Source organism: Streptomyces sp. TRM49041 (assembly GCF_008271805.1).
Taxonomy (GTDB): Bacteria; Actinomycetota; Actinomycetes; order Streptomycetales; family Streptomycetaceae; genus Streptomyces.
On the sequence record NZ_VSRY01000147.1, the window covers coordinates 21,874 to 40,393 of the forward strand.

An 18,520-nucleotide genomic window follows, 5' to 3' on the forward strand; every position below is an offset into this window, starting at 1 on the left:
GGTGGTACCTCACTGGGACGGGGCGGTGTAGAGGGGGAGGCGGGGGTCGACGGGCTGGTCCGGCCAGGTGTCGCGGATCCAGGCGTGGTCGGGGTGGTCGCAGATCAGCCAGGCGCGTTCGGTGCCGGGCCCGGCCATGACGTTGAGGTAGTACATGTGGTGGCCGGGGGCCGCGATGGAGGGGCCGTGCCAGCCGTCCGGAATGAGGACGGTGTCGCCGTCGCGGACCTCGGCGAGGACGTCGGTGCCCCGTCCGCGGCCGGACGGGGAGACGCGCTGGTAGCCGAGGCCGGGGGTGCCGTCGTGGGCGGCGATCTCGAAGTAGTAGATCTCCTCCAGCTCGGACTCCTCGCCGGGGCGGTGCTCGTCGTGCTTGTGCGGCGGGAAGGAGGACCAGTTGCCGCCGGGGGTGAGCACCTCGACGGCGATCAGCCGGTCGCACTCGAAGACGCCTGCGGCGCCGAAGTTGTTGACCTGCCGGCTGCAGCTGCCGGTGCCGCGCAGCTCGACGGGGACGGAGGAGGCGGGGCCGTGGCGGGCGGGGAGGCGGCGGTCGCAGCGGGCGCCGGTGAGGGCGAAGCGACCGCCGTCCCGGGAGGCGAGGGAGACCTGGGCGTCACGTGGCGCGTACGCGAAGTCGGTGACGGCGGTGAAGACGCTGTCGCGGCCGGCGAGGCGGAACGTCTGCCCGTCGACGGCCACGGTGCAGGAGCCGGAGAGCGGCAGCACGATCCACTCGCTGTCCCCGGTGTCGAAGGTGTGCCGGCCGCCCGGCGGGAGTTCGAGGACTCGGAGGCTGGAGTATCCCCAGCCCGCGGAGCCGGGGCTGATGTCCACGGCGTACGGGCCGCTCGCCGCCTTGCCGGCGGGAAGGTGGTGTGTGGTGGTGGTCATGGGCGTTTCCTCACAGCAGACCGACGGCGGTGTCCACGGCGTCCTCCACACTGCCGCGGGCGGGGTAGAGCAGGGAACGGCCGACGACGAGGCCCTGCACGGTGGGCAGGTGGAGCGCCTTGCGCCACTTCTCGTACGCGGCGTCCTGGTCCTTGCCGACCTCGCCGCCGAGCAGCACCGCGGGGAGGGTGGAGGTCTCCAGGACGGCGGCCATGTCGTCGGGGTCCTCGGTGACGGGCAGCTTGAGCCAGGTGTAGGCGGAGGTGCCGGCCAGGCCGGAGGCGATGGCGATGGAGCGGGTGACGGCCTCGGCGGTGAGGTCGTTGCGGACGCCGTCGTCGCCGCGGCGGGAGATGAACGGTTCGACGAACACGGGCAGGCGCAGCGCGGCCATCTCGTCGACGGCGCGGGCGGTGGAGTACATGGTGGCGAGGGAGCCGGGGTCGGCGTAGTCGATCCGCAGGAGGAGCTTGCCGGCGTCGAAGCGGAGGCGGGCGATGTCCTCGGCGCGGTGGCCCGTGAAACGGTCGTCCATCTCGAACCGGGCGCCGGCCAGGCCGCCGCGGTTCATCGAGCCCATGACGACCTTGTCGTCGAGGACTCCGAGGAGCAGCAGGTCCTCCAGGATGTCGGCGGTGGCGAGCACCCCGTCGACGCCTGGCCGGGACAGGGCGACGCAGAGCCGCTCCAGGAGGTCCGAGCGGTTGGCCATGGCGAGGCGGTCTCCGCCGACGCCGAGTGCGCCGCGTGCGGGGTGGTCGGCGGCGACGATCATGAGGCGGCCGGTGTCGCCGATCAGGGGGCGGCGGGTGCGGCGGGCGGCGGCTTCGGCGATGGCCTCGGGGTGCCTGGCCCGCACGGTGGCGAGGTCGGAGATGCTGATGGTCAAGACGGGCTCCGGGTGAGGGTGGCGCGGGTCGTCGACTGGCGGGAGTGCGGGGTCATCCGCGGGCGACGAGGTCGTCGAGTTCGGCGGCGGTCGGCATCGCGGAGGAACAGGCGAGCCGGGAGGCCACGATGGCGCCGGCGGCGTTGGCGTACCGCATGATCTTCTCCAGGTCCCAGCCGGCGAGGAGGCCGTGGCAGAGGGAGCCGCCGAACGCGTCGCCGGCGCCGAGGCCGTTGACGACGTCGACGGGCACGGGCGGGACCTCGGCGCTGGTGCCGTCGCGGTGGACCGCGAGGACGCCGGCGGGGCCCTGCTTGACGACGGCGAGTTCCACACCCGCGTCGAGGAGCGCCTGGGCGCAGGCGCGGGGTTCGCGGACGCCGGTGGCGATCTCGCACTCGTCGAGGTTGCCCACGGCGACGGTGGTGTGCCGCAGGGCCTCGGTGTAGTGGGCGCGGGCCTCGTCGGGGTCCTCCCAGAACATCGGGCGCCAGTCGAGGTCGAAGACCGTGGCGCCGGCCTTGTTCCGGGCCGCCAGGGCCGCGAGGGTGGCGGTGCGGCTGGGTTCGGCGCTCAGGCCGGTGCCGGTCATCCAGAAGATCCGGGCGGCGCGGATGGCGTCGAGGTCCAGTTCGCCGGGGTGGATCTCCAGGTCGGGGGCCTTGGGGCGGCGGTAGAAGTAGAGCGGGAAGTCGTCGGGCGGGAAGATCTCGCAGAAGGTGATCGGGGTCGGGTAGGCGTCGACCGGGGTGACCCAGCGGTCGTCGACCCCGAACTCCTTGAGGGCCTGGTGCGCATACGCGCCGAAGGGGTCGTCGCCGGTGCGGGTGATGACGGCGGCGGACCGGCCGAGGCGGGCGGCGGCGACGGCGACGTTCGTGGCCGACCCGCCGAGGAACTTCCCGAAGCTCTCCACCTGCGGCAGGGGCACGCCGGTCTGGAGGGGGTAGAGGTCGACGCCGATGCGTCCCATGGTGATCAGATCGAAGGTCTCGGCGGACTCAGGCATGCGCGTCGCTCCTGGTGCTGGCGGGGCGGGCAACGGGGGCCCGGTGCTGAACCAGGTCTATGGCCTCGACCGAAGCCCTGTCAATAGTTTGTACAGACATTCTCACCTGCTTCTGAAATGATGTCTTAACAAAGTATTGACAGGGGGCGGCTCCACGGGCTTGTATCCCGTCCCAACAGCCGCGCAGTCGGCTCCCGTCCCGGGCTTCCACGGGCCTCCTTCCCCCCGGCCCGTTCCGCCCACCCCTGTAACGCAGTGAGGCAGGACAGATGGACCGCACGTTTCAGCCCCGCCCCCGCAGATTCGCCGCCCTGGTCGCCGTCGCCGCGGCGTCCGCCCTCGTGGTGACCGGATGCTCCAGCGGCTCCGGCGGCAAGCAGGCCCAGGCCGACCCCGCCGAAGGCGCGGCCGCCGGCAAGGCCGGCACCCCTCGTATGACCGTCGCGATGATCACCCACGCCGCCCCGGGTGACACCTTCTGGGACCTGATCCGCAAGGGGGCCGAGGCCGCTGCCGCCAAGGACAACGTCAAGCTCGTCTACTCGTCCGACCCCAACGCCGCCACGCAGGCCAACCTGGTCCAGAACGCCATCGACCAGAAGGTCGACGGTATCGCCGTGACTCTCGCCAAGCCCGACGCGATGAAGGCCGTCGTCGCCAAGGCCAAGCAGGCCGGTATACCCGTCGTCGGGTTCAACGGAGGCATCGACGCCTGGAAGGAACAGGGCCTCCTCGAATACTTCGGACAGGACGAGCAGGTCGCCGGTGAGGCGTTCGGCGAGAAGCTCAACGACGCCGGCGCCAAGCACACCGTCTGTGTGATCCAGGAGCAGGGCCATGTCGCCCTGGAGGCCCGCTGCGCCGGTGTCAAGAAGACCTTCAAGGGCACGGCGGAGACCCTCTACGTCAACGGCACGGACATGCCGTCGGTGAAGTCGACCATCACCGCCAAGCTCCGGCAGGACAGCTCCATCGACCGCGTCGTCACCCTGGGCGCGCCGTTCGCGCTCACCGCCGTGGACTCGGTGAAGGACGCGGGCAGCAAGGCGAAGGTCGCCACCTTCGACCTCAACAAGGACCTCGTCGAGGCCGTCAAGAGCGGTGCCGTCGAGATGGCGGTCGATCAGCAGCCGTACCTCCAGGGCTATCTGTCGGTCGACGCGCTCTGGCTCTACAAGCACAACGGCAACTACAGCGGCGGCGGTGTGGCGCCCGTCCTGACCGGGCCGGCCTTCGTCGACAAGTCCAACGCGGACGACATCGCCCGGTTCGCCGCGAAGGGAACCCGGTGATCGTCATGGCTCAGGTGACCGCGGCGGGCTCCTCGCCCGCCGCGTCCTCCCCGGACTCCCCGTCCGACGGCGCCCATGGCTCGCCGGGTGCCCCCGCCGCCCCGAAGGACGGCCGCACCGCCCGGCGCTCCCTCCCCCGCAGGCTGCTGGCCCGTCCCGAGATCGGCGCGCTCATCGCCGCGATCGGCGTGTACGCCTTCTTCTTCGCCGCGGCCCCGGCCTTCCGGGAGGCCGGAGCGCTCGCCACCGTGCTGTACCAGGCATCGGTCATGGGCATCATGGCCCTGCCGGTGGCGCTGCTGATGATCGGCGGCGAGTTCGACCTCTCCGCCGGTGTGGCGGTCACCACGTCGGCGCTCACCGCCAGCATGGTGAGCTTCCAGCTCTCCCTGAACGTCTGGACCGGTGTCCTGGTCTCCCTGGTGGTGTCCCTCGGCATCGGCGCGTTCAACGGCTACATGCTGGTCAGGACCGGACTGCCCAGCTTCCTGATCACTCTGGGGACCTTCCTGATCCTCCAGGGCGCCAACCTCGCCGTCACCAAGATCTTCACCGGCAACGTCGCCACCGACTCCATCAGCGACATGGAGGGCTTCGCGGCGGCCCAGCGGATCTTCGCGTCGGAGTTCGGCATCGGCGGCATCCAGGTGAAGGTGACCGTGGTGTGGTGGCTCCTCTTCGCGGCCGCCGCCACCTGGCTGCTGCTGCGCACCCGCTTCGGCAACTGGATCTTCGCGGTCGGCGGCAACAAGGAGAGCGCACGCGCCGTCGGTGTCCCGGTGAACTTCACCAAGATCGCCCTCTTCATGGGGGTGAGCGCGGGCGCCTGGTTCGTCGGCATGCACCTGCTGTTCTCGTTCAACACCGTCCAGTCCGGCGAAGGCGTCGGCAACGAGTTCCTGTACATCATCGCGGCTGTCATCGGCGGATGTCTGCTCACCGGCGGCTACGGCTCCGCGATCGGCCCGGTCATCGGCGCCTTCATCTTCGGGATGGTGTCGCAGGGCATCGTCTACGCCAACTGGAACCCCGACTGGTTCAAGGCGTTCCTCGGCGTGATGCTGCTGATGGCCGCCCTCGTCAATCTGTGGGTCCGCCGCACGGCGACCCGGAGGTGATCCCATGACCACGAACGAAACGCCCGACGGCACGTCCGGCGAGACGCTCGCCGAGCTGCGCGGCGCCGGCAAGGCGTACGGCAACGTCCATGCCCTGCGCGGCGTCGACCTCACCGTCCAAGCGGGCCGCGTGACCTGCGTCCTCGGCGACAACGGCGCCGGCAAGTCCACCCTGATCAAGATCATATCCGGGCTGCACCAGCACACGGAGGGCGAGTTCCTCATCGGCGGCGAGCCGGTCCGGCTCACCTCGCCCCGGGAGGCTCTGGACCGGGGCATCGCCACCGTCTACCAGGACCTCGCCACGGTGCCGCTGATGCCGGTGTGGCGGAACTTCTTCCTCGGCTCGGAGCTGACCCGCGGCCCCTGGCCGCTGCGCCGCCTCGACATCGCGCGGATGAAGGACACCGCGGACCGGGAACTGCGGGCCATGGGCATCGTCCTGGACGACCTGGACCAGCCGATCGGCACGCTCTCCGGCGGCCAGCGGCAGTCCGTGGCCATCGCCCGCGCCGTCCACTTCGGCGCCAAGGTCCTCATCCTGGACGAGCCGACGGCCGCGCTCGGCGTCAAGCAGTCCGGTGTGGTGCTGAAGTACATCGCCGCCGCCCGCGACCGGGGCCTCGGCGTCGTGTTCATCACCCACAACCCGCACCACGCCTACATGGTCGGCGACCACTTCACCGTGTTGCGCCTGGGCACCGTGGAACTGAACGCCGACCGCAGCGCGGTCAGCCTCGAGGAGCTCACCAACCACATGGCGGGCGGCGCCGAACTGGCCGCGCTCAAGCACGAGCTGGCACAGGTACGCGGTGTGGACACCGGCGAGCTGCCCGAGGAGGGCGGCCTCGGCACGGCCCCGGCCGCGCCCGGCGGGGCCGCCGCCTGAGCCGGCGCCCGGCGCCGTACACCCACCCGTATCGCACCCGTCCCCGTACCCGGCTCGGCATCCGGCCCCGGCTCCGGGCCCGTACCGGGCGACGCACCGCAGAGCCCCCCACTCGCAAAAGCCCCACCAGCACCCGCTTCCCCACCCGCACCCCGGGTGAAAGGACCGCCGAATGGACACCGCCAGCACCCCGCCCCTCGACCGCATCAGGGTCGGCTCCGCTCCGGACTCATGGGGGGTGTGGTTCCCCGACGACCCGCAGCAGGTGCCGTGGGAGAGGTTCCTCGACGAGGTCGCCGAGGCCGGCTACGAGTGGATCGAGCTGGGGCCCTACGGCTATCTGCCGACCGACCCGGCCCGGCTCACCGACGAGACCGCCCGGCGCGGCCTGAAGGTCTCCGCCGGCACCGTCTTCACCTCCCTGCACCGCGGCCCGGCGGTGTGGGACGCCACCTGGGAGCATGTCAGCCAGGTGGCGTCCCTCACCCAGGCCATGGGCGCGAGGCATCTGGTGGTCATCCCGTCGTTCTGGCGGGACGACAAGACCGCCGAGATCATCGAGCCGTCCGAGCTGACCGGCGAGCAGTGGGCGCACCTCACCGAGGGCATGGAGCGGCTCGGCCACGAGGTGCGGGAGCGCTTCGGCCTCGACATCGTCGTCCACCCGCACGCCGACACACACATCGACACCGAGGAGCACGTCGAGCGGTTCCTCGACTCGACCGACCGCGACCTGGTCAACCTCTGCCTGGACACCGGCCACTACGCCTACTGCGGCGGCGACAACGTCAAGCTGATCGAGACGTACGGCGAGCGCATCGGCTATCTGCACCTCAAGCAGGTCGACCCGGAGATCCTCGCCGACGTCGTCAAGAACGGTGTCCCCTTCGGCCCCGCCGTGCAGCGCGGCGTGATGTGCGAGCCGCCGACCGGCGTGCCCGCCCTGGAGCCGGTGCTGACGGCCGCGCAGCGCCTGGGCGTGGACCTGTTCGCCATCGTCGAGCAGGACATGTACCCCTGCCCGCCGGACCAGCCGCTGCCCATCGCCCTTCGCACCCGCGGGTTCCTCCGCTCCTGCGGCGCCTGACCAGCCGACCCACCCACCCCGGAAGGGAACTCTCGATCATGACTCAGCGCGGGACGCGCGAAACGCTCGGTGTCGCCGTCATCGGCACCGGCCGGATGGGCGCCGACCATGTGCGCCGTATCGACCAGGTGATCAGCGGGGCGCGGGTGACCGCCGTCGTGGACGTCGACGCCGAGCGGGTCAAGGCTGTCGCCGAGGGCGTTGACGGCTGTACGCCGTACACCGACCCGGCCGCCGCCATGGCGGCCCCCGACGTCGACGCCGTGGTGATCGCGTCACCGGGACCGGCACACGAGACGGCGCTCCTCACGGCCTTCCGGCACGATCTGCCGGTGCTGTGCGAGAAGCCGCTCACCCCGGACTCGGCCTCCGCGCTGAGGGTGCTGCGGGCCGAGGAGGAGCTGGGCCACCGGCTGGTCCAGGTCGGGTTCATGCGTCGGTACGACGCCGAGTACCAGAAGCTGAAGTCGCTGCTGGACGGCGGCGAGCTGGGCCGGCCCCTGATGCTGCACAACCGGCACCGCAACGCCTCGACACCGCCCGGCTTCACGAACGCCATGCTCATCAACGACTCGGTCGTGCATGAGATGGACGTCACGCGATGGCTGCTCGGCCAGGAGATCACCGCGGTGACGGTGCTGCGCCCGAAGGCGTCCGCCAACGCCCCAAAGGGACTCGACGACCCGCAGTTCGTCCTCTTCGAGACCGACGGCGGCGCACTCGTGGACGTCGAGATCAACGTCAACTGCGGGTTCGGGTACCAGGTGCAGGCCGAGGCGGTGTGCGAGAGCGGCAGCGCGCGGATCGGTGACGCGCACGGGATGCTCGTCAACACGGCCGGACGGTGGGGCGGTTCGATCGCTCCCGGGTTCGTGGAGCGGTTCGAGGAGGCGTACGACCGGCAGGTGCAGAGCTGGGTCGACGCCTGCCGGCGCGGTGAGGTGACCGGCCCCGGCTGCTGGGACGGATACGCGGCGGCGGCCGTCTGCGAGGCCGGCGTACGCGCCCAGAGCGAAGGGCGCCGGGTGGAGGTCGAGCTGGTCGAGCGCCCGGCTCTCTACCGCTGACGTCCCGTCATCTCACGTCATCTCACGTCACGTCATGCCACGTCGCCAGGGAGACTTCCGGTGAAGATCGCACTCGGCCCTTACATGATCCGCCACATCCCGCCGCTCGCACTGCCGGGTGTGGTGGCCGAGCCGGGGTACGACCGGATCGAGCTGTTCCCGCGCATCGACGACTACCTCTCCGGCCGGTCCTGACAGGGCGCCCCCGGGCTCTGCGCGGGGGCGCGGTCCGGCCGGATCACCTACGGGGGGCGGCGCCGGGATGCCTGAGCATGGGCATCCCGGCGCCGCTGTGTGCTCCGCGGGCCGTCCGCGAGGTCTACCGGGTGACGGTCACCCAGCCGCCCCGCTCGGCGGACTCCAGCATGGCGTCCAGGGCCGCGGCGCTCGCCACGGCGTCCCGCAGGGTCGCGCCGACGGGCCTCCCCTCCGCGATGGAGCGCAGGAAGCGGTGCGCCTCGACGACCTTGAGGTCGTCATACCCCATGCTGCCGGCCGAGCCGGGCTGGAACGCGGCGTAGTCGCCGTCGCCGGGGCCCGCGTAGCGGAGGGCGACGGGCTGGTCCTGGTAGGCGGTGCCGCGGCTGACCCGGAGTTCGCCCATGCGGCGGAAGTCCCAGGAGACGGCGCCCTTCGTGCCGTGCACCTCGAAGCCGTAGTTGTTCTGCTCGCCGACCGACACCCGGCACGCCTCCAGCACGCCGCGGGCGCCGGAGGCGAAGCGCAGCAGGCAGGAGACGTAGTCCTCGTTCTCGACCGGGCCCGGCTCGCCGCCCGCCGCGCGCGCGTGCCCGGCCGTGGAGCCGGTGGGGCGGGCCCGCTCGGGCAGGAACACCGCGGTGTCGGCGGCCAGCGCGGCGATGTCGCCGAGGAGGTGGCGGGCCAGGTCGACGCCGTGCGACGCCAGGTCGCCCAGGACTCCGCTGCCGCCGCGCTCCCGCTCGTAACGCCATGTCAGGGCACCGTCGGGGTGGGCGGCGTAGTCGCTGAAGAGCCGGAAGCGCACGTGGGTCACGGTCCCCAGCTCGCCCGAGGCGATCAGGTCGCGCGCGGTCTCGACGGCGGGGGCGTTGCGGTAGTTGAAGCCGACGGCGCCCTGGACCCCGGCCTTGTCGACGGCGTCGGCGACGGCGCGCGCGTCGTCGGCCGTGAGCCCGACCGGCTTCTCGATCCAGATGTGCTTGCCGGCTTCGGCCATGGCGACGCCGATCTCGCGGTGGAGGAAGTTGGGCGTCGTGATGCTCACCGCGTGCACGTCGGGGTCGGCGGCGATCTCGCGCCAGTCGCGCGCCGTCGCCGCGAACCCGTACTGCGCGGCGGCCGCCTCGGCGCGACCCGGGACGTCCTCGCTGACGGTCCGGAGCCGGGGACGCAGGGGCAGGTCCGGGTAGTGGTGCGGGACCCGGCTGTACGCCTGGGTGTGGACACGTCCCATCCACCCGAACCCGACGACGGCGACGTTGAGAGCCATCTCCATGGAGAACCTTCTTGGATCGGTCCAAATGCTTGTCGCAAGCACACTGTGGCGGACTGGACCCGCATGTCAAGACCTTTGACGAGAGACTCGGCGACCTGCGAGACTCCGTACTCGATGGACCGATCCAATGAGAGTCGAACACGACCCGATGACACCGCCGGGAGGCGCAGGTGACCGGAAAGCGGCCCACGATCCACACGGTCGCGGAGCGTGCCGGGGTCTCGAAGTCCCTGGTGTCTCTGGTCCTGCGCGGCTCCGACCAGGTACGCCCGGAGAAGCGGCAGGCGGTCCTGGACGCCATGCGGGAGCTCGGCTACCGCCCGAACGCGGCGGCGCGCAGCCTCAGCGAGCAGCGCACCCGCACGGTCGGCGTGCTCCTGAACGACCTGCGCAACCCCTGGTTCGTCGACCTTCTCGACGGCCTGAACTCGCTGCTGCACGAGAACGGGCTCCACATGCTCCTCGCGGACGGCCGCCTCAACCGCCGTGTCGGCCACGACCTCACCCGCCCCTTCCTGGACCTCCAGGTCGACGGTCTGATCGCGGTCGGCGTCCTCCCGGACGCGGCGGCCCTCGACCTGGCCGCCCGGCGGATGCCCGTGGTGGTCGCGGGCAGCCGCGAGCCGGTCCTGCCGGGGGTCGACGTGGTCGCCGGCGACGACGAGGAGGGCGCTCGGCTCGCCACCGAGCACCTCGTCGGCCTCGGCCACCGCAGGATCGCCCACATCTCCGGGTACGGCGTGGTCGGCGAACTGCGGCGCCGCGGCTTCGAGGCCACCATGCGGGCCCACGGGCATGCGGAGGGCGCGGTCGTGGAGGTCGGCGACATGACGGAGGAGGGCGGCTACCGCGCCACCGTCCGGCTGCTGAGCGGGGCGCGGCGCCCCACCGCGGTCTTCGCGGTCAACGACATAGCGTCGATCGGTGTGCTGTCGGCGGCCGAGGAACTCGGCCTGCGCGTGCCGCGCGACCTGTCCGTGGTGGGGTACGACAACACGAGCATCTCGCAGCTGCGGCATGTATGGCTGACGACCGTCGACAACGCCGGGCACGAGGTGGGCCGCCGGGCGGCACGCTGCCTCCTGGACCGCTTCGCCGACCGTGACCGCCCGGCGGGCGTCCAGCTGTCCCGGCCGTCGCTGGAGATCCGCGGAACGACGGCCCCGCCGCCGGAGACACCGGCTCCCTGACGGCGGTGGCGCCCGGACGCCGCGCCGCCCGGCGGGCGTCGGCCGGGGAGACTCGTACGGGCGCCCACTGGGGCATGTCCCGGTGAACGCCCGTACGGGGTACGTCAGTAGGGGCCGTTCACGTTGTCGATCGAGCCGTACCGGGCAGCGGCGTAGTTGCACGCCGCGGTGATGTTGGCGACCGGGTCGTAGGGGTCCATCGACGTGCCGGGCACGTGGTAGGCGCGGAACGTGGGGTCGATGACCTGGAGGAGACCCTTGGACGGGGTGCCCGCGGCCGCGTTCGAGTCCCAGTTGTTGATCGCGAGCGGATTGCCCGAGGACTCGCGCATGATGTTCCGGTGAATGCCTTCGTATGAACCGGGGATTCCCCGCTGGGCCATGATGTCCAGCGATTCCTTGATCCAGCCGTCGAGGTCGTTCGTGTACGTCTTCGCGCTGACCGGGGTGACGGCGGTCCGCTCCTGCGAGCGGTCGGCGCGGGCGGGCGTGGAACTCTTCGCCGGGGCCTTCGCACCGATGGTGAGCTTCTGACCCGGACGGATGAGTGACGGGTCGTCACCGATCGTCTTCCGGTTGTCCTCGTAGAGCTTCTTCCAGCCGCCGCTCACGGAGTGGTCCTGGGCGATACCGGAAAGGGTGTCACCCGCCACCACGGTGTACGTCACGGGCGTGGCCGCGGCGGCGGCGACGCTCGGCGCAGCGGCGGGCTTGGCGGCGGCGACGGCGGGCGCCACGCTCGGCGCGGCGGCCGAGGCGTTCGCGGCTCCGATCAGCGGCAGGGCGAGAGCGGCTCCACCGGTGCTCGCGATTGCGAACCCACGAGTGATGCGGCTGTTCTTGAGGCGACGGTGCTTACCCTGTGCGGGCATGGGGCATTTCCTCTCCGGCGCCTACGAGGTGAGCTGTCGGGTTCGGACTGGAGATGCCCGGCCGCAGCGCGTGACTGCGGCTTCACCCCTAGCCGTTCCGGGCACCGGAGCGGCGACTTACCTGGTTCCCCCGCTCCTGCCGTACGTGGGTGGGTGAGTGGGTGCGAAGTCCGGAGAGCGGCAGGATTCGGCGATCCCTCCGGAATGACGGTGACCGTAAACGACACGCACCGGACGGAACAAGGCCCGAAATTCCGTCCGGTGATCCAACCACACCCGTTCCGATCGCGAATTCCGCACTACCGGCGGGGGATGGGGAATTCCGTCGCGTTTCAGCCGTGACCGACATCACGGAACGCGAGCTCGATCGGCACCCCAACTCATGCCATACAAATAGCCGTTAAATCCTGCTTCACTTACACCAAACGCCCGAATTGGAATTATCGGACATTTGTCTTGTGTCGTGCTCCGCACCGACGGTCAGGCCGCACCGGGGCGACCGACCAGCAGGTCGTATCCCGGAGGGAGCTGCAGCAGCACGCGGCTCATGAGGTCGTCGCCCGCCGCGTCGGCGACGACGCTCAGCACTGCGCCGACGTCCCAGGCGGCGGTCTCCTCGGTGGCTCCCTCGATCCACGCCGCGGCGGCCCTGACGAACCGTTCCGGGTCGAGGGGTTCCGCGGCCCGGAGGGGATTGAGCAGGATCAGCGCGAAGGTCTCCGGCAGGCGCGCCGCCAGCTCCGTCCGCACCTCGCCCACGAGATGGGCACCGAGCAGCGCCAGAACGACCCTGGACGCGCGCTCCGCCTCATGCCGTGACGCGTACTCGCCACGTTCCTGTACGGCCTCCAGGAACGGCTCCCACCTCATCCGCATCGCACTGCCCCTTCCGCCCGGCGGCGGAGGGCGGGCCGGCCCGCCCTCCGCACGCGCGCCGCGAGCGGGCGCCTCAGCCCTTGAGCTCCTTGCGCGTGTCGTCGCCGACGCTGATGGCGATCTTGCGCGGCTTGGCGCGTTCGGCGATGGGGATGCGCAGGGTCAGGACACCCGCGTCGTAGTCGCCCTTGATGTTCTCCACATCGAGGGTATCGGCCAGCACGAGCTGACGGGAGAAGACACCGAGGGGACGTTCGGAGAGCTCCACCTGCACGTCCTCGGCCTTCACCTGCGGCCTGCGCTCGGCCTTCACGGTCAGCATGTTCCGCTCGACGTCGACGTCGATGGCGTCCGGCGTCACGCCGGGCAGATCGAGAGCGATCACGTACTCGTCGCCCTCGCGGTACGCGTCCATCGGCATCGCCGTGGGCCTCGACCATGTGCCGGACGTACCGAGCAGCCGCTGGGCGATCCGGTCGACTTCCTGGAACGGGTCGGTGCGCATCAACATCGTGAAACACCTCCATCGGCTCTGACGCTTCTTGCCAATGCGTTCACCTGTATCTCGTTGTAACATGTCATCGGAACGATGACAATTCTCTTCGTCACCCGAAGGACGACAGGCGGGGGGCACGCAGAACGCACGGAGGAGACCCTGTGACCAAGGCCGAGCAGTCGGCGTCGCCGCACACGCCGGCCCCCGGCTCCCTTCCGGCCGCCGCGGCGGCGCTGAGCGCCATCGACGAGGCGATCCGCGCGGCCCAGGACGGCGGCGGGGCAGGCGGTCCCGGCGAGGCCGAAGCGCCGTCGGCCGCCGAGGAGGCCCTGGCGGCGCTCCTGGCGCTGCGCGAGGTGCGCGGGCGGCTCGCCGACTGGGAGCCGGGGCTCATCGAGGCGGCCCGCGCGGCGGGCGCCAGCTGGGCCGACCTGGCGGGCCCGCTGGGCGTGGCCAGCCGCCAGGCCGCCGAGCGCCGGTATCTGCGCCTGCGGCCGGGCGACGACCGCGGCGCGACGGGTGAGCAGCGGGTCAAGGCCACCCGCGACCGCCGGGCCGCCGACCGCACGGTGAGCGCGTGGGCCCGGAACAACGCCGCGGGCCTGCGGCAGCTCGCCGGACAGATCACCGCGCTCGACGGCCTGGTCCGGCAGGCCGGGCCGCCGGTCGGCCGGCTCACCCGGGCGCTCGCCGAGGACGACGCGGCCGCTCTCATCGGCCCGCTCGCCGACACCGGCCCGCACCTGCGACCCGGGCATCCCGAGCTGGCCGCGCGCGTCGAGGACGTCGTCCGTCGGGCGGACGAGCTGCGCCGGGCCAGCCACGACGGCCGCCGCGGCGTCGGCTGAGGCCCGCGCGGGTGCGCGCCCTGCGGCCACGCGGCACAGCGTCGGCCACACGGGTGGCCGTGCGCGGCGGTCGCTTGCGTCGGCCGTCGAGGTGCGACCTCGGGGCCTACCGTCGACTCCATGTCAGGTGAGTGCCGGGGACCGAGTACACGGAGAACACCCGGGCACCGCGGCCGCCGGGCGGTCGTGCGGGGGCCGCGGAGGCAGCGGGGACTCCGGAGCCTGCGGGTTCTGATCGTCCTGCCGCTGCTGGCGTCGCTGGTGGCGGCCTGCGGCTCGGAGGAGTCCGACGGACCGCCGACCCTGAACTGGTACAACTTCCCCGACGACTCGGGGGCGCTGGCCGGTGCGGCGCGGAACTGCACCGAGGCTTCCGGCGGCCGCTACCGGATCGTGTACAACAAGCTGCCCCGCACCGCCGACGAACAGCGCCAGCAGCTGGTGCGCCGACTGGCCGCCGAGGACGACTCGATCGACATCATGGGGCTCGACGTCACATGGGCGCCCGAGTTCGCCGAGGCGGGCTGGATCCTGCCGTGGACCGGCGAGATGCGGGAACGCGCAACGGCCGGCACCCTCCAGGTCCCGCTGCGGACCGCGACCTGGAAGGACCAGCTGTACGCCGTTCCGTACAACACCAACACACAGCTGCTCTGGTACCGCGCCGACCTCGTCGACCGGCCGCCCCGCACCTGGTCCGAGATGCTGGACATGGCCCGCGACCTGGCCGCCGAGCGCAAGCCGCACTACATCGAGATCCAGGGCGCCCAGTACGAGGGGCTCACCGTCTGGTTCAACACCCTCGTCGCCAGCGCCGGCGGCTCCATCCTCAACGCCGACGCCACCGCACCCTCGCTGGGACAGCCCGCCGTGGAGGCCGCCACGATCATGCGGAATCTGGCCGACTCACCGGCCGCTGACCCGTCCCTGCCGAACCAGATGGAGGACCAGAACCGGCTCGCGATGGAGTCCGGCCAGGCGGCCTTCGAGCTGAACTACCCGTTCGTGTATCCGTCGATGCAGTCCAACAACCCGCGGCTGTTCGAGCACTTCCGCTGGGCGCCGTACCCGCGAGTGGACGCCGACAGGCCCGCGAAGCCCACCATCGGCGGCATCGACCTCGCGATCGGCGCCTATTCCAGACACCCGGAGCTGGCGTTCGAGGCGGCGCTGTGCCTGCGCAACCGCGAGAACCAGATCACCGCGGCCGTCCAGGGCGGTCTGCCGCCCACCCTGCGGGACCTCTACGACGACGAGGAGTTCGTGCAGAGCTACCCGTTCGCCGACGCCATCTTCCAGGCTCTGGAGAACGCGAGCGTCCGCCCGCAGACCCCCGCGTACCAGAACGTGTCCATCGTCATCTCCCACACGCTCTCCCCGCCGGCGGCCATCGATCCCCGGCGCTCCGTCGAGACGATCGAGAGCCAGATCCAGGACGCCCTGGAGTCCAAGGGGTTGATCCCATGAAACACGCGACGGCGGCGAGGGCTGATTACGGCGGTGCGGCGGACGGGGGCTCGCCCGCAGCGGCCGCACGCCACTCCGAGGGGGCACGGCAGGAGCGCCGTCTGGGCTGGCTGCTGTGCGCGCCCGCGGTGCTCGTGATGCTCGCCGTGACCGCCTATCCGATCGGGTACGCGGTCTACCTGTCGCTGCAACGCCACGACCTCCGCTTCCCCGACCAGGCCGAGTTCGTGGGACTGAGCAACTACGGTGCGGTCCTCTCCTCCCCGCTCTGGTGGCAGGCGTTCTGGGTGACCCTCTTCATCACCGTCGTGTCCGTCGCCGTCGAACTGGTCCTGGGGATGGCGCTGGCGCTGGTCATGCACCGCACCGTCCTCGGACGCGGCACGGTGCGCACCGCGATCCTCGTCCCGTACGGCATCGTCACCGTCGTCGCCGCCTTCTCCTGGCAGTACGCCTGGACGCCCGGCACCGGCTACCTCGCCGACCTCCTGCCGGCCGGCTCGGCGCCGCTGACCGAGCAGTGGTCCGCACTCGGGCTGATCATTCTGGCCGAGGTGTGGAAGACCACCCCGTTCATGGCGCTGCTGCTGCTCGCCGGTCTGGCGCTGGTGCCCGAGGAGACGCTGCGCGCCGCCATGGTCGACGGGGCCGGCGCGTGGCAGCGGTTCGTACGGGTCACGCTGCCGCTGATGAAGCCGGCGATCCTGGTCGCGCTGCTCTTCCGCACCCTGGACGCCTTCCGGGTCTTCGACAGCATCTACGTACTGACGAGGGGCGCGCACGACACCGGCTCGGTGTCGATCCTCGGCTTCGACAATCTGTTCACGGCGCTCAACCTCGGCATCGGCTCGGCGATCTCCGTGCTCATCTTCATCTGTGTCGCGGTGATCGCCTTCACCTTCGTCAAGCTCTTCGGGGCGGCCGCCCCCGGATCACAGGAGGCGGGCCGCTGATGGCGGGTGCGGGGAAGCGACATGTCACCGGGTGGACCGTCGCCAACATCGTGGTCGTGGCTTACGCGCTGTTCCCGGTCTGGTGGATCGCGGCGCTGTCGTTCAAGGACCCGTCCACGCTGACCGACGGGAACTTCATCCCGGTCGAATGGACGTGGGAGAACTACCGGGGAATCTTCGAGACGACGGAGTTCACCCGGGCGCTTATCAACTCGATCGGTATCGCGCTGATCTCGACGTTCATCGCGGTCGTCCTCGGCACGATGGCCGCGTACGCCGTGGCCCGGCTGCGGTTTCCCGGCAAGCGGCTGCTGATCGGGATGTCGCTGCTCATCGCGATGTTCCCACCGATCTCGCTGGTCTCGCCGCTGTTCGAGATCGAGCGGGCGCTGGGGATCTTCGACACCTGGGCGGGGCTGATCCTGCCGTACATGACGTTCTCGCTGCCGCTGGCCATCTACACGCTGTCGGCGTTCTTCCGGGAGATCCCATGGGATCTGGAGAAGGCCGCCAAGGTCGACGGGGCGACGCCCGCGCAGGCGTTCCGGCTGGTGATCGCGCCGCTGGCCGCGCCCGGTGTGTTCACGACGGCGATTCTGGTCTTCATCTTCTGCTGGAACGACTTCCTGTTCGCGATCTCGCTGACCTCGACTCAGGCGGCGCGGACGGTGCCGGCGGCGATCGCGTTCTTCACCGGGAGCAGCCAGTTCCAGCAGCCGACCGGGTCGATCGCCGCCGCGGCGGTGGTGATCACCGTGCCGATCATCGTCTTCGTGCTGCTGTTCCAGCGGCGCATCGTCGCCGGGCTGACCTCCGGGGCGGTCAAGGGCTGACCGGCGGCCGGACCGACCACACCCGACCAACCGCCCCTAAGACATCCCCCTCCAAGGAGCACCGACAGTGGCCGAGATCGTTCTCGAGGGCATCACGAAGAGGTACCCCGACGGCGCGCTGGCCGTGCAGGACGTCAACCTGACCGTGGCGGACGGGGAGTTCATCATCCTGGTCGGGCCGTCCGGCTGTGGGAAGTCCACCACCCTCAATATGATCGCGGGCCTGGAGGACATCACCGACGGCACCCTCCGTATCGGCGGGCAGGTCGTCAACGACAAGGCGCCGAAGGACCGTGACATCGCCATGGTCTTCCAGAGCTACGCCCTGTACCCGCACATGAGCGTGCGCGAGAACATGGGTTTCGCGCTGCGCCTGGCCAAGGTCGACAAGGCGACCGTCCGGGAGAAGGTCGAGCAGGCGGCACGCGTCCTCGACCTCACCGAGCATCTCGACCGCAAGCCGGCGAACCTGTCCGGTGGTCAGCGGCAGCGGGTCGCCATGGGCCGCGCCATCGTGCGCAGCCCCAAGGCGTTTCTGATGGACGAGCCGCTGTCCAACCTGGACGCCAAGCTGCGCGTACAGATGCGGACGCAGATCTCCCGCCTCCAGCAGCGGCTCGGCACGACCACCGTGTACGTGACGCACGACCAGACGGAGGCGATGACGCTCGGCGACCGGGTCGTCGTCATGCGCGGCGGTGTCGTCCAGCAGGTCGGCACCCCGCAGCATCTGTACGACGAGCCGCGCAACCTCTTCGTGGCGGGCTTCATCGGCTCGCCCGCCATGAACTTCCTCCACGCCACGCTGCAGGAGAACGCACTGCGCACGGCCGTCGGCGAACTTCCCCTGACCGCCGATGTACTCCAGCGGCTGGAGCGGCAGAACGCGCCGCGCGACCTCATCGTGGGCCTGCGCCCCGAGGCGTTCGAAGACGCGGCCCTGGTGGACCCGGGCCGGGAGGGCGCCCGGTTCACGGCGACCGTGGACATCGTCGAGTCGCTCGGCTCCGATGTGTACGCCCACTTCACCGAGGAGGGCTGGGAGCCGACGGTCACGACGGAGCTCGCGGAGCTGGCGGCGGACTCCGGCGCCGCCGAGACGGGCGGCGAGGGCCACCAGATCGTCACCCGGCTCAGTACCGCGACCAGGATCCGCGAGGGCAGCGAGGCCGGGCTGTACGTCGACACCTCCCGCATGCACGTCTTCGACCCGGGGAGCGGCGCCAACCTCACCCGCCACGAGAGCGAGGGCGACTGACGGCC

At 71.0% G+C, this 18,520-nt stretch carries 19 protein-coding genes and 1 riboswitch; of the genes, 12 read left to right on the top strand and 7 right to left on the bottom strand.

The genetic code is table 11. The annotated features are described in order from the left end of the window. Window positions 1–9: 9 nt before the first annotated feature. Genes iolB through iolC form a run of 3 tightly spaced genes read right to left on the bottom strand, consistent with a single transcriptional unit; the run spans window position 10 to window position 2,792 of the window. Complete coding sequence (iolB, locus tag FVS66_RS21045) at window positions 10–894, bottom strand: 5-deoxy-glucuronate isomerase (RefSeq protein WP_149182745.1); 885 nt, start codon at window positions 892–894, stop codon at window positions 10–12. A 10-nt stretch (window positions 895–904) separates the two neighbouring features. Next, entirely contained in the window at window positions 905–1,783 is an 879-nt protein-coding gene (locus tag FVS66_RS21050) for a deoxyribose-phosphate aldolase (RefSeq protein ID WP_149182746.1), read from the bottom strand. A 52-nt stretch (window positions 1,784–1,835) separates the two neighbouring features. Then, window positions 1,836–2,792, bottom strand: a complete 957-nt coding sequence (iolC, locus tag FVS66_RS21055; RefSeq protein WP_149182747.1) for a 5-dehydro-2-deoxygluconokinase — start codon at window positions 2,790–2,792, stop codon at window positions 1,836–1,838. 269 nt (window positions 2,793–3,061) lie between these two features. Between iolC and FVS66_RS21060 the strand changes: the two genes are divergently transcribed. The 6 genes from FVS66_RS21060 (at window position 3,062) to FVS66_RS21085 (ending at window position 8,440) form a co-directional block, all read left to right on the top strand. Further along, the gene (locus tag FVS66_RS21060) at window positions 3,062–4,084 is read left to right on the top strand and encodes a sugar ABC transporter substrate-binding protein (RefSeq protein ID WP_149182748.1); all 1,023 of its coding nucleotides are present in this window, start codon (window positions 3,062–3,064) and stop codon (window positions 4,082–4,084) included. A 5-nt stretch (window positions 4,085–4,089) separates the two neighbouring features. Beyond that, window positions 4,090–5,202, top strand: coding sequence for an ABC transporter permease (locus FVS66_RS21065; RefSeq protein ID WP_149182749.1), 1,113 nt, complete (start codon window positions 4,090–4,092; stop codon window positions 5,200–5,202). 4 nt (window positions 5,203–5,206) lie between these two features. Then, on the top strand, window positions 5,207–6,091 hold the full coding sequence (locus FVS66_RS21070; RefSeq protein ID WP_149182750.1) for an ATP-binding cassette domain-containing protein: 885 nt from the start codon (window positions 5,207–5,209) through the stop codon (window positions 6,089–6,091). Between the two features lie 172 nt (window positions 6,092–6,263). Next, window positions 6,264–7,178 carry a sugar phosphate isomerase/epimerase gene (locus tag FVS66_RS21075; protein ID WP_149182751.1) on the top strand — a complete coding sequence of 305 codons (915 nt, stop codon included), beginning with the start codon at window positions 6,264–6,266 and terminating at the stop codon, window positions 7,176–7,178. Between the two features lie 38 nt (window positions 7,179–7,216). After that, entirely contained in the window at window positions 7,217–8,245 is a 1,029-nt protein-coding gene (locus FVS66_RS21080) for a Gfo/Idh/MocA family protein (RefSeq protein ID WP_149182752.1), read from the top strand. A gap of 60 nt (window positions 8,246–8,305) precedes the next feature. After that, on the top strand, window positions 8,306–8,440 hold the full coding sequence (locus tag FVS66_RS21085) for a hypothetical protein (RefSeq protein WP_262387116.1): 135 nt from the start codon (window positions 8,306–8,308) through the stop codon (window positions 8,438–8,440). Between the two features lie 124 nt (window positions 8,441–8,564). On the opposite strand, the gene FVS66_RS21090 is transcribed toward FVS66_RS21085, so the two are convergent. Then, on the bottom strand, window positions 8,565–9,722 hold the full coding sequence (locus tag FVS66_RS21090) for a Gfo/Idh/MocA family protein (protein ID WP_149182753.1): 1,158 nt from the start codon (window positions 9,720–9,722) through the stop codon (window positions 8,565–8,567). Window positions 9,723–9,892: 170 nt separating this feature from the next. On the opposite strand from FVS66_RS21090, the gene FVS66_RS21095 reads away from it, so the two are divergent. Continuing rightward, window positions 9,893–10,912 (top strand): LacI family DNA-binding transcriptional regulator, encoded by a 1,020-nt coding sequence (locus tag FVS66_RS21095; protein WP_149182754.1) that lies wholly within the window; start codon window positions 9,893–9,895, stop codon window positions 10,910–10,912. A 104-nt stretch (window positions 10,913–11,016) separates the two neighbouring features. On the opposite strand, the gene FVS66_RS21100 is transcribed toward FVS66_RS21095, so the two are convergent. The 3 genes from FVS66_RS21100 to FVS66_RS21110 form a co-directional block, all read right to left on the bottom strand. Beyond that, window positions 11,017–11,784: a LysM peptidoglycan-binding domain-containing protein gene (locus FVS66_RS21100; RefSeq protein WP_149182755.1), complete on the bottom strand. Its 768-nt coding sequence runs from the start codon at window positions 11,782–11,784 to the stop codon at window positions 11,017–11,019. Window positions 11,785–11,789: 5 nt separating this feature from the next. Then, a riboswitch (cyclic di-AMP (ydaO/yuaA leader) is annotated at window positions 11,790–11,946 on the bottom strand. Between the two features lie 318 nt (window positions 11,947–12,264). Continuing rightward, complete coding sequence (locus tag FVS66_RS21105) at window positions 12,265–12,660, bottom strand: DUF2267 domain-containing protein (protein WP_149182756.1); 396 nt, start codon at window positions 12,658–12,660, stop codon at window positions 12,265–12,267. 73 nt (window positions 12,661–12,733) lie between these two features. Continuing rightward, window positions 12,734–13,171: an Hsp20/alpha crystallin family protein gene (locus tag FVS66_RS21110; protein WP_149182757.1), complete on the bottom strand. Its 438-nt coding sequence runs from the start codon at window positions 13,169–13,171 to the stop codon at window positions 12,734–12,736. A gap of 146 nt (window positions 13,172–13,317) precedes the next feature. Between FVS66_RS21110 and FVS66_RS21115 the strand changes: the two genes are divergently transcribed. The 5 genes from FVS66_RS21115 to FVS66_RS21135 all read left to right on the top strand — a co-directional run bounded on the left by FVS66_RS21115 (window position 13,318) and on the right by FVS66_RS21135 (window position 18,515). After that, entirely contained in the window at window positions 13,318–14,004 is a 687-nt protein-coding gene (locus FVS66_RS21115) for a type III effector protein (protein WP_149182758.1), read from the top strand. 186 nt (window positions 14,005–14,190) lie between these two features. Then, complete coding sequence (locus FVS66_RS21120) at window positions 14,191–15,471, top strand: ABC transporter substrate-binding protein (RefSeq protein WP_262387117.1); 1,281 nt, start codon at window positions 14,191–14,193, stop codon at window positions 15,469–15,471. After that, on the top strand, window positions 15,468–16,424 hold the full coding sequence (locus FVS66_RS21125) for a carbohydrate ABC transporter permease (RefSeq protein WP_149182759.1): 957 nt from the start codon (window positions 15,468–15,470) through the stop codon (window positions 16,422–16,424). The genes FVS66_RS21120 and FVS66_RS21125 overlap by 4 nt, the downstream gene beginning before the upstream one ends. Beyond that, window positions 16,424–17,257, top strand: coding sequence for a carbohydrate ABC transporter permease (locus FVS66_RS21130; protein ID WP_149182760.1), 834 nt, complete (start codon window positions 16,424–16,426; stop codon window positions 17,255–17,257). The genes FVS66_RS21125 and FVS66_RS21130 overlap by 1 nt, the downstream gene beginning before the upstream one ends. A 67-nt stretch (window positions 17,258–17,324) precedes the next feature. After that, entirely contained in the window at window positions 17,325–18,515 is a 1,191-nt protein-coding gene (locus FVS66_RS21135) for a sn-glycerol-3-phosphate ABC transporter ATP-binding protein UgpC (RefSeq protein ID WP_149182761.1), read from the top strand. Window positions 18,516–18,520: the final 5 nt, after the last annotated feature.

Coding starts and splice junctions, on each gene's coding strand:
- FVS66_RS21100 (WP_149182755.1), bottom strand. CDS start 11,784: ATGCCCGCACAGGGTAAGCACCGTCGCCTCAAGAACAGCCGCATCACT.
- FVS66_RS21065 (WP_149182749.1), top strand. CDS start 4,090: ATGGCTCAGGTGACCGCGGCGGGCTCCTCGCCCGCCGCGTCCTCCCCG.
- FVS66_RS21125 (WP_149182759.1), top strand. CDS start 15,468: ATGAAACACGCGACGGCGGCGAGGGCTGATTACGGCGGTGCGGCGGAC.
- FVS66_RS21075 (WP_149182751.1), top strand. CDS start 6,264: ATGGACACCGCCAGCACCCCGCCCCTCGACCGCATCAGGGTCGGCTCC.
- FVS66_RS21060 (WP_149182748.1), top strand. CDS start 3,062: ATGGACCGCACGTTTCAGCCCCGCCCCCGCAGATTCGCCGCCCTGGTC.
- FVS66_RS21080 (WP_149182752.1), top strand. CDS start 7,217: ATGACTCAGCGCGGGACGCGCGAAACGCTCGGTGTCGCCGTCATCGGC.
- FVS66_RS21130 (WP_149182760.1), top strand. CDS start 16,424: ATGGCGGGTGCGGGGAAGCGACATGTCACCGGGTGGACCGTCGCCAAC.
- FVS66_RS21105 (WP_149182756.1), bottom strand. CDS start 12,660: ATGCGGATGAGGTGGGAGCCGTTCCTGGAGGCCGTACAGGAACGTGGC.
- iolB (WP_149182745.1), bottom strand. CDS start 894: ATGACCACCACCACACACCACCTTCCCGCCGGCAAGGCGGCGAGCGGC.
- FVS66_RS21070 (WP_149182750.1), top strand. CDS start 5,207: ATGACCACGAACGAAACGCCCGACGGCACGTCCGGCGAGACGCTCGCC.
- iolC (WP_149182747.1), bottom strand. CDS start 2,792: ATGCCTGAGTCCGCCGAGACCTTCGATCTGATCACCATGGGACGCATC.
- FVS66_RS21090 (WP_149182753.1), bottom strand. CDS start 9,722: ATGGAGATGGCTCTCAACGTCGCCGTCGTCGGGTTCGGGTGGATGGGA.
- FVS66_RS21110 (WP_149182757.1), bottom strand. CDS start 13,171: ATGTTGATGCGCACCGACCCGTTCCAGGAAGTCGACCGGATCGCCCAG.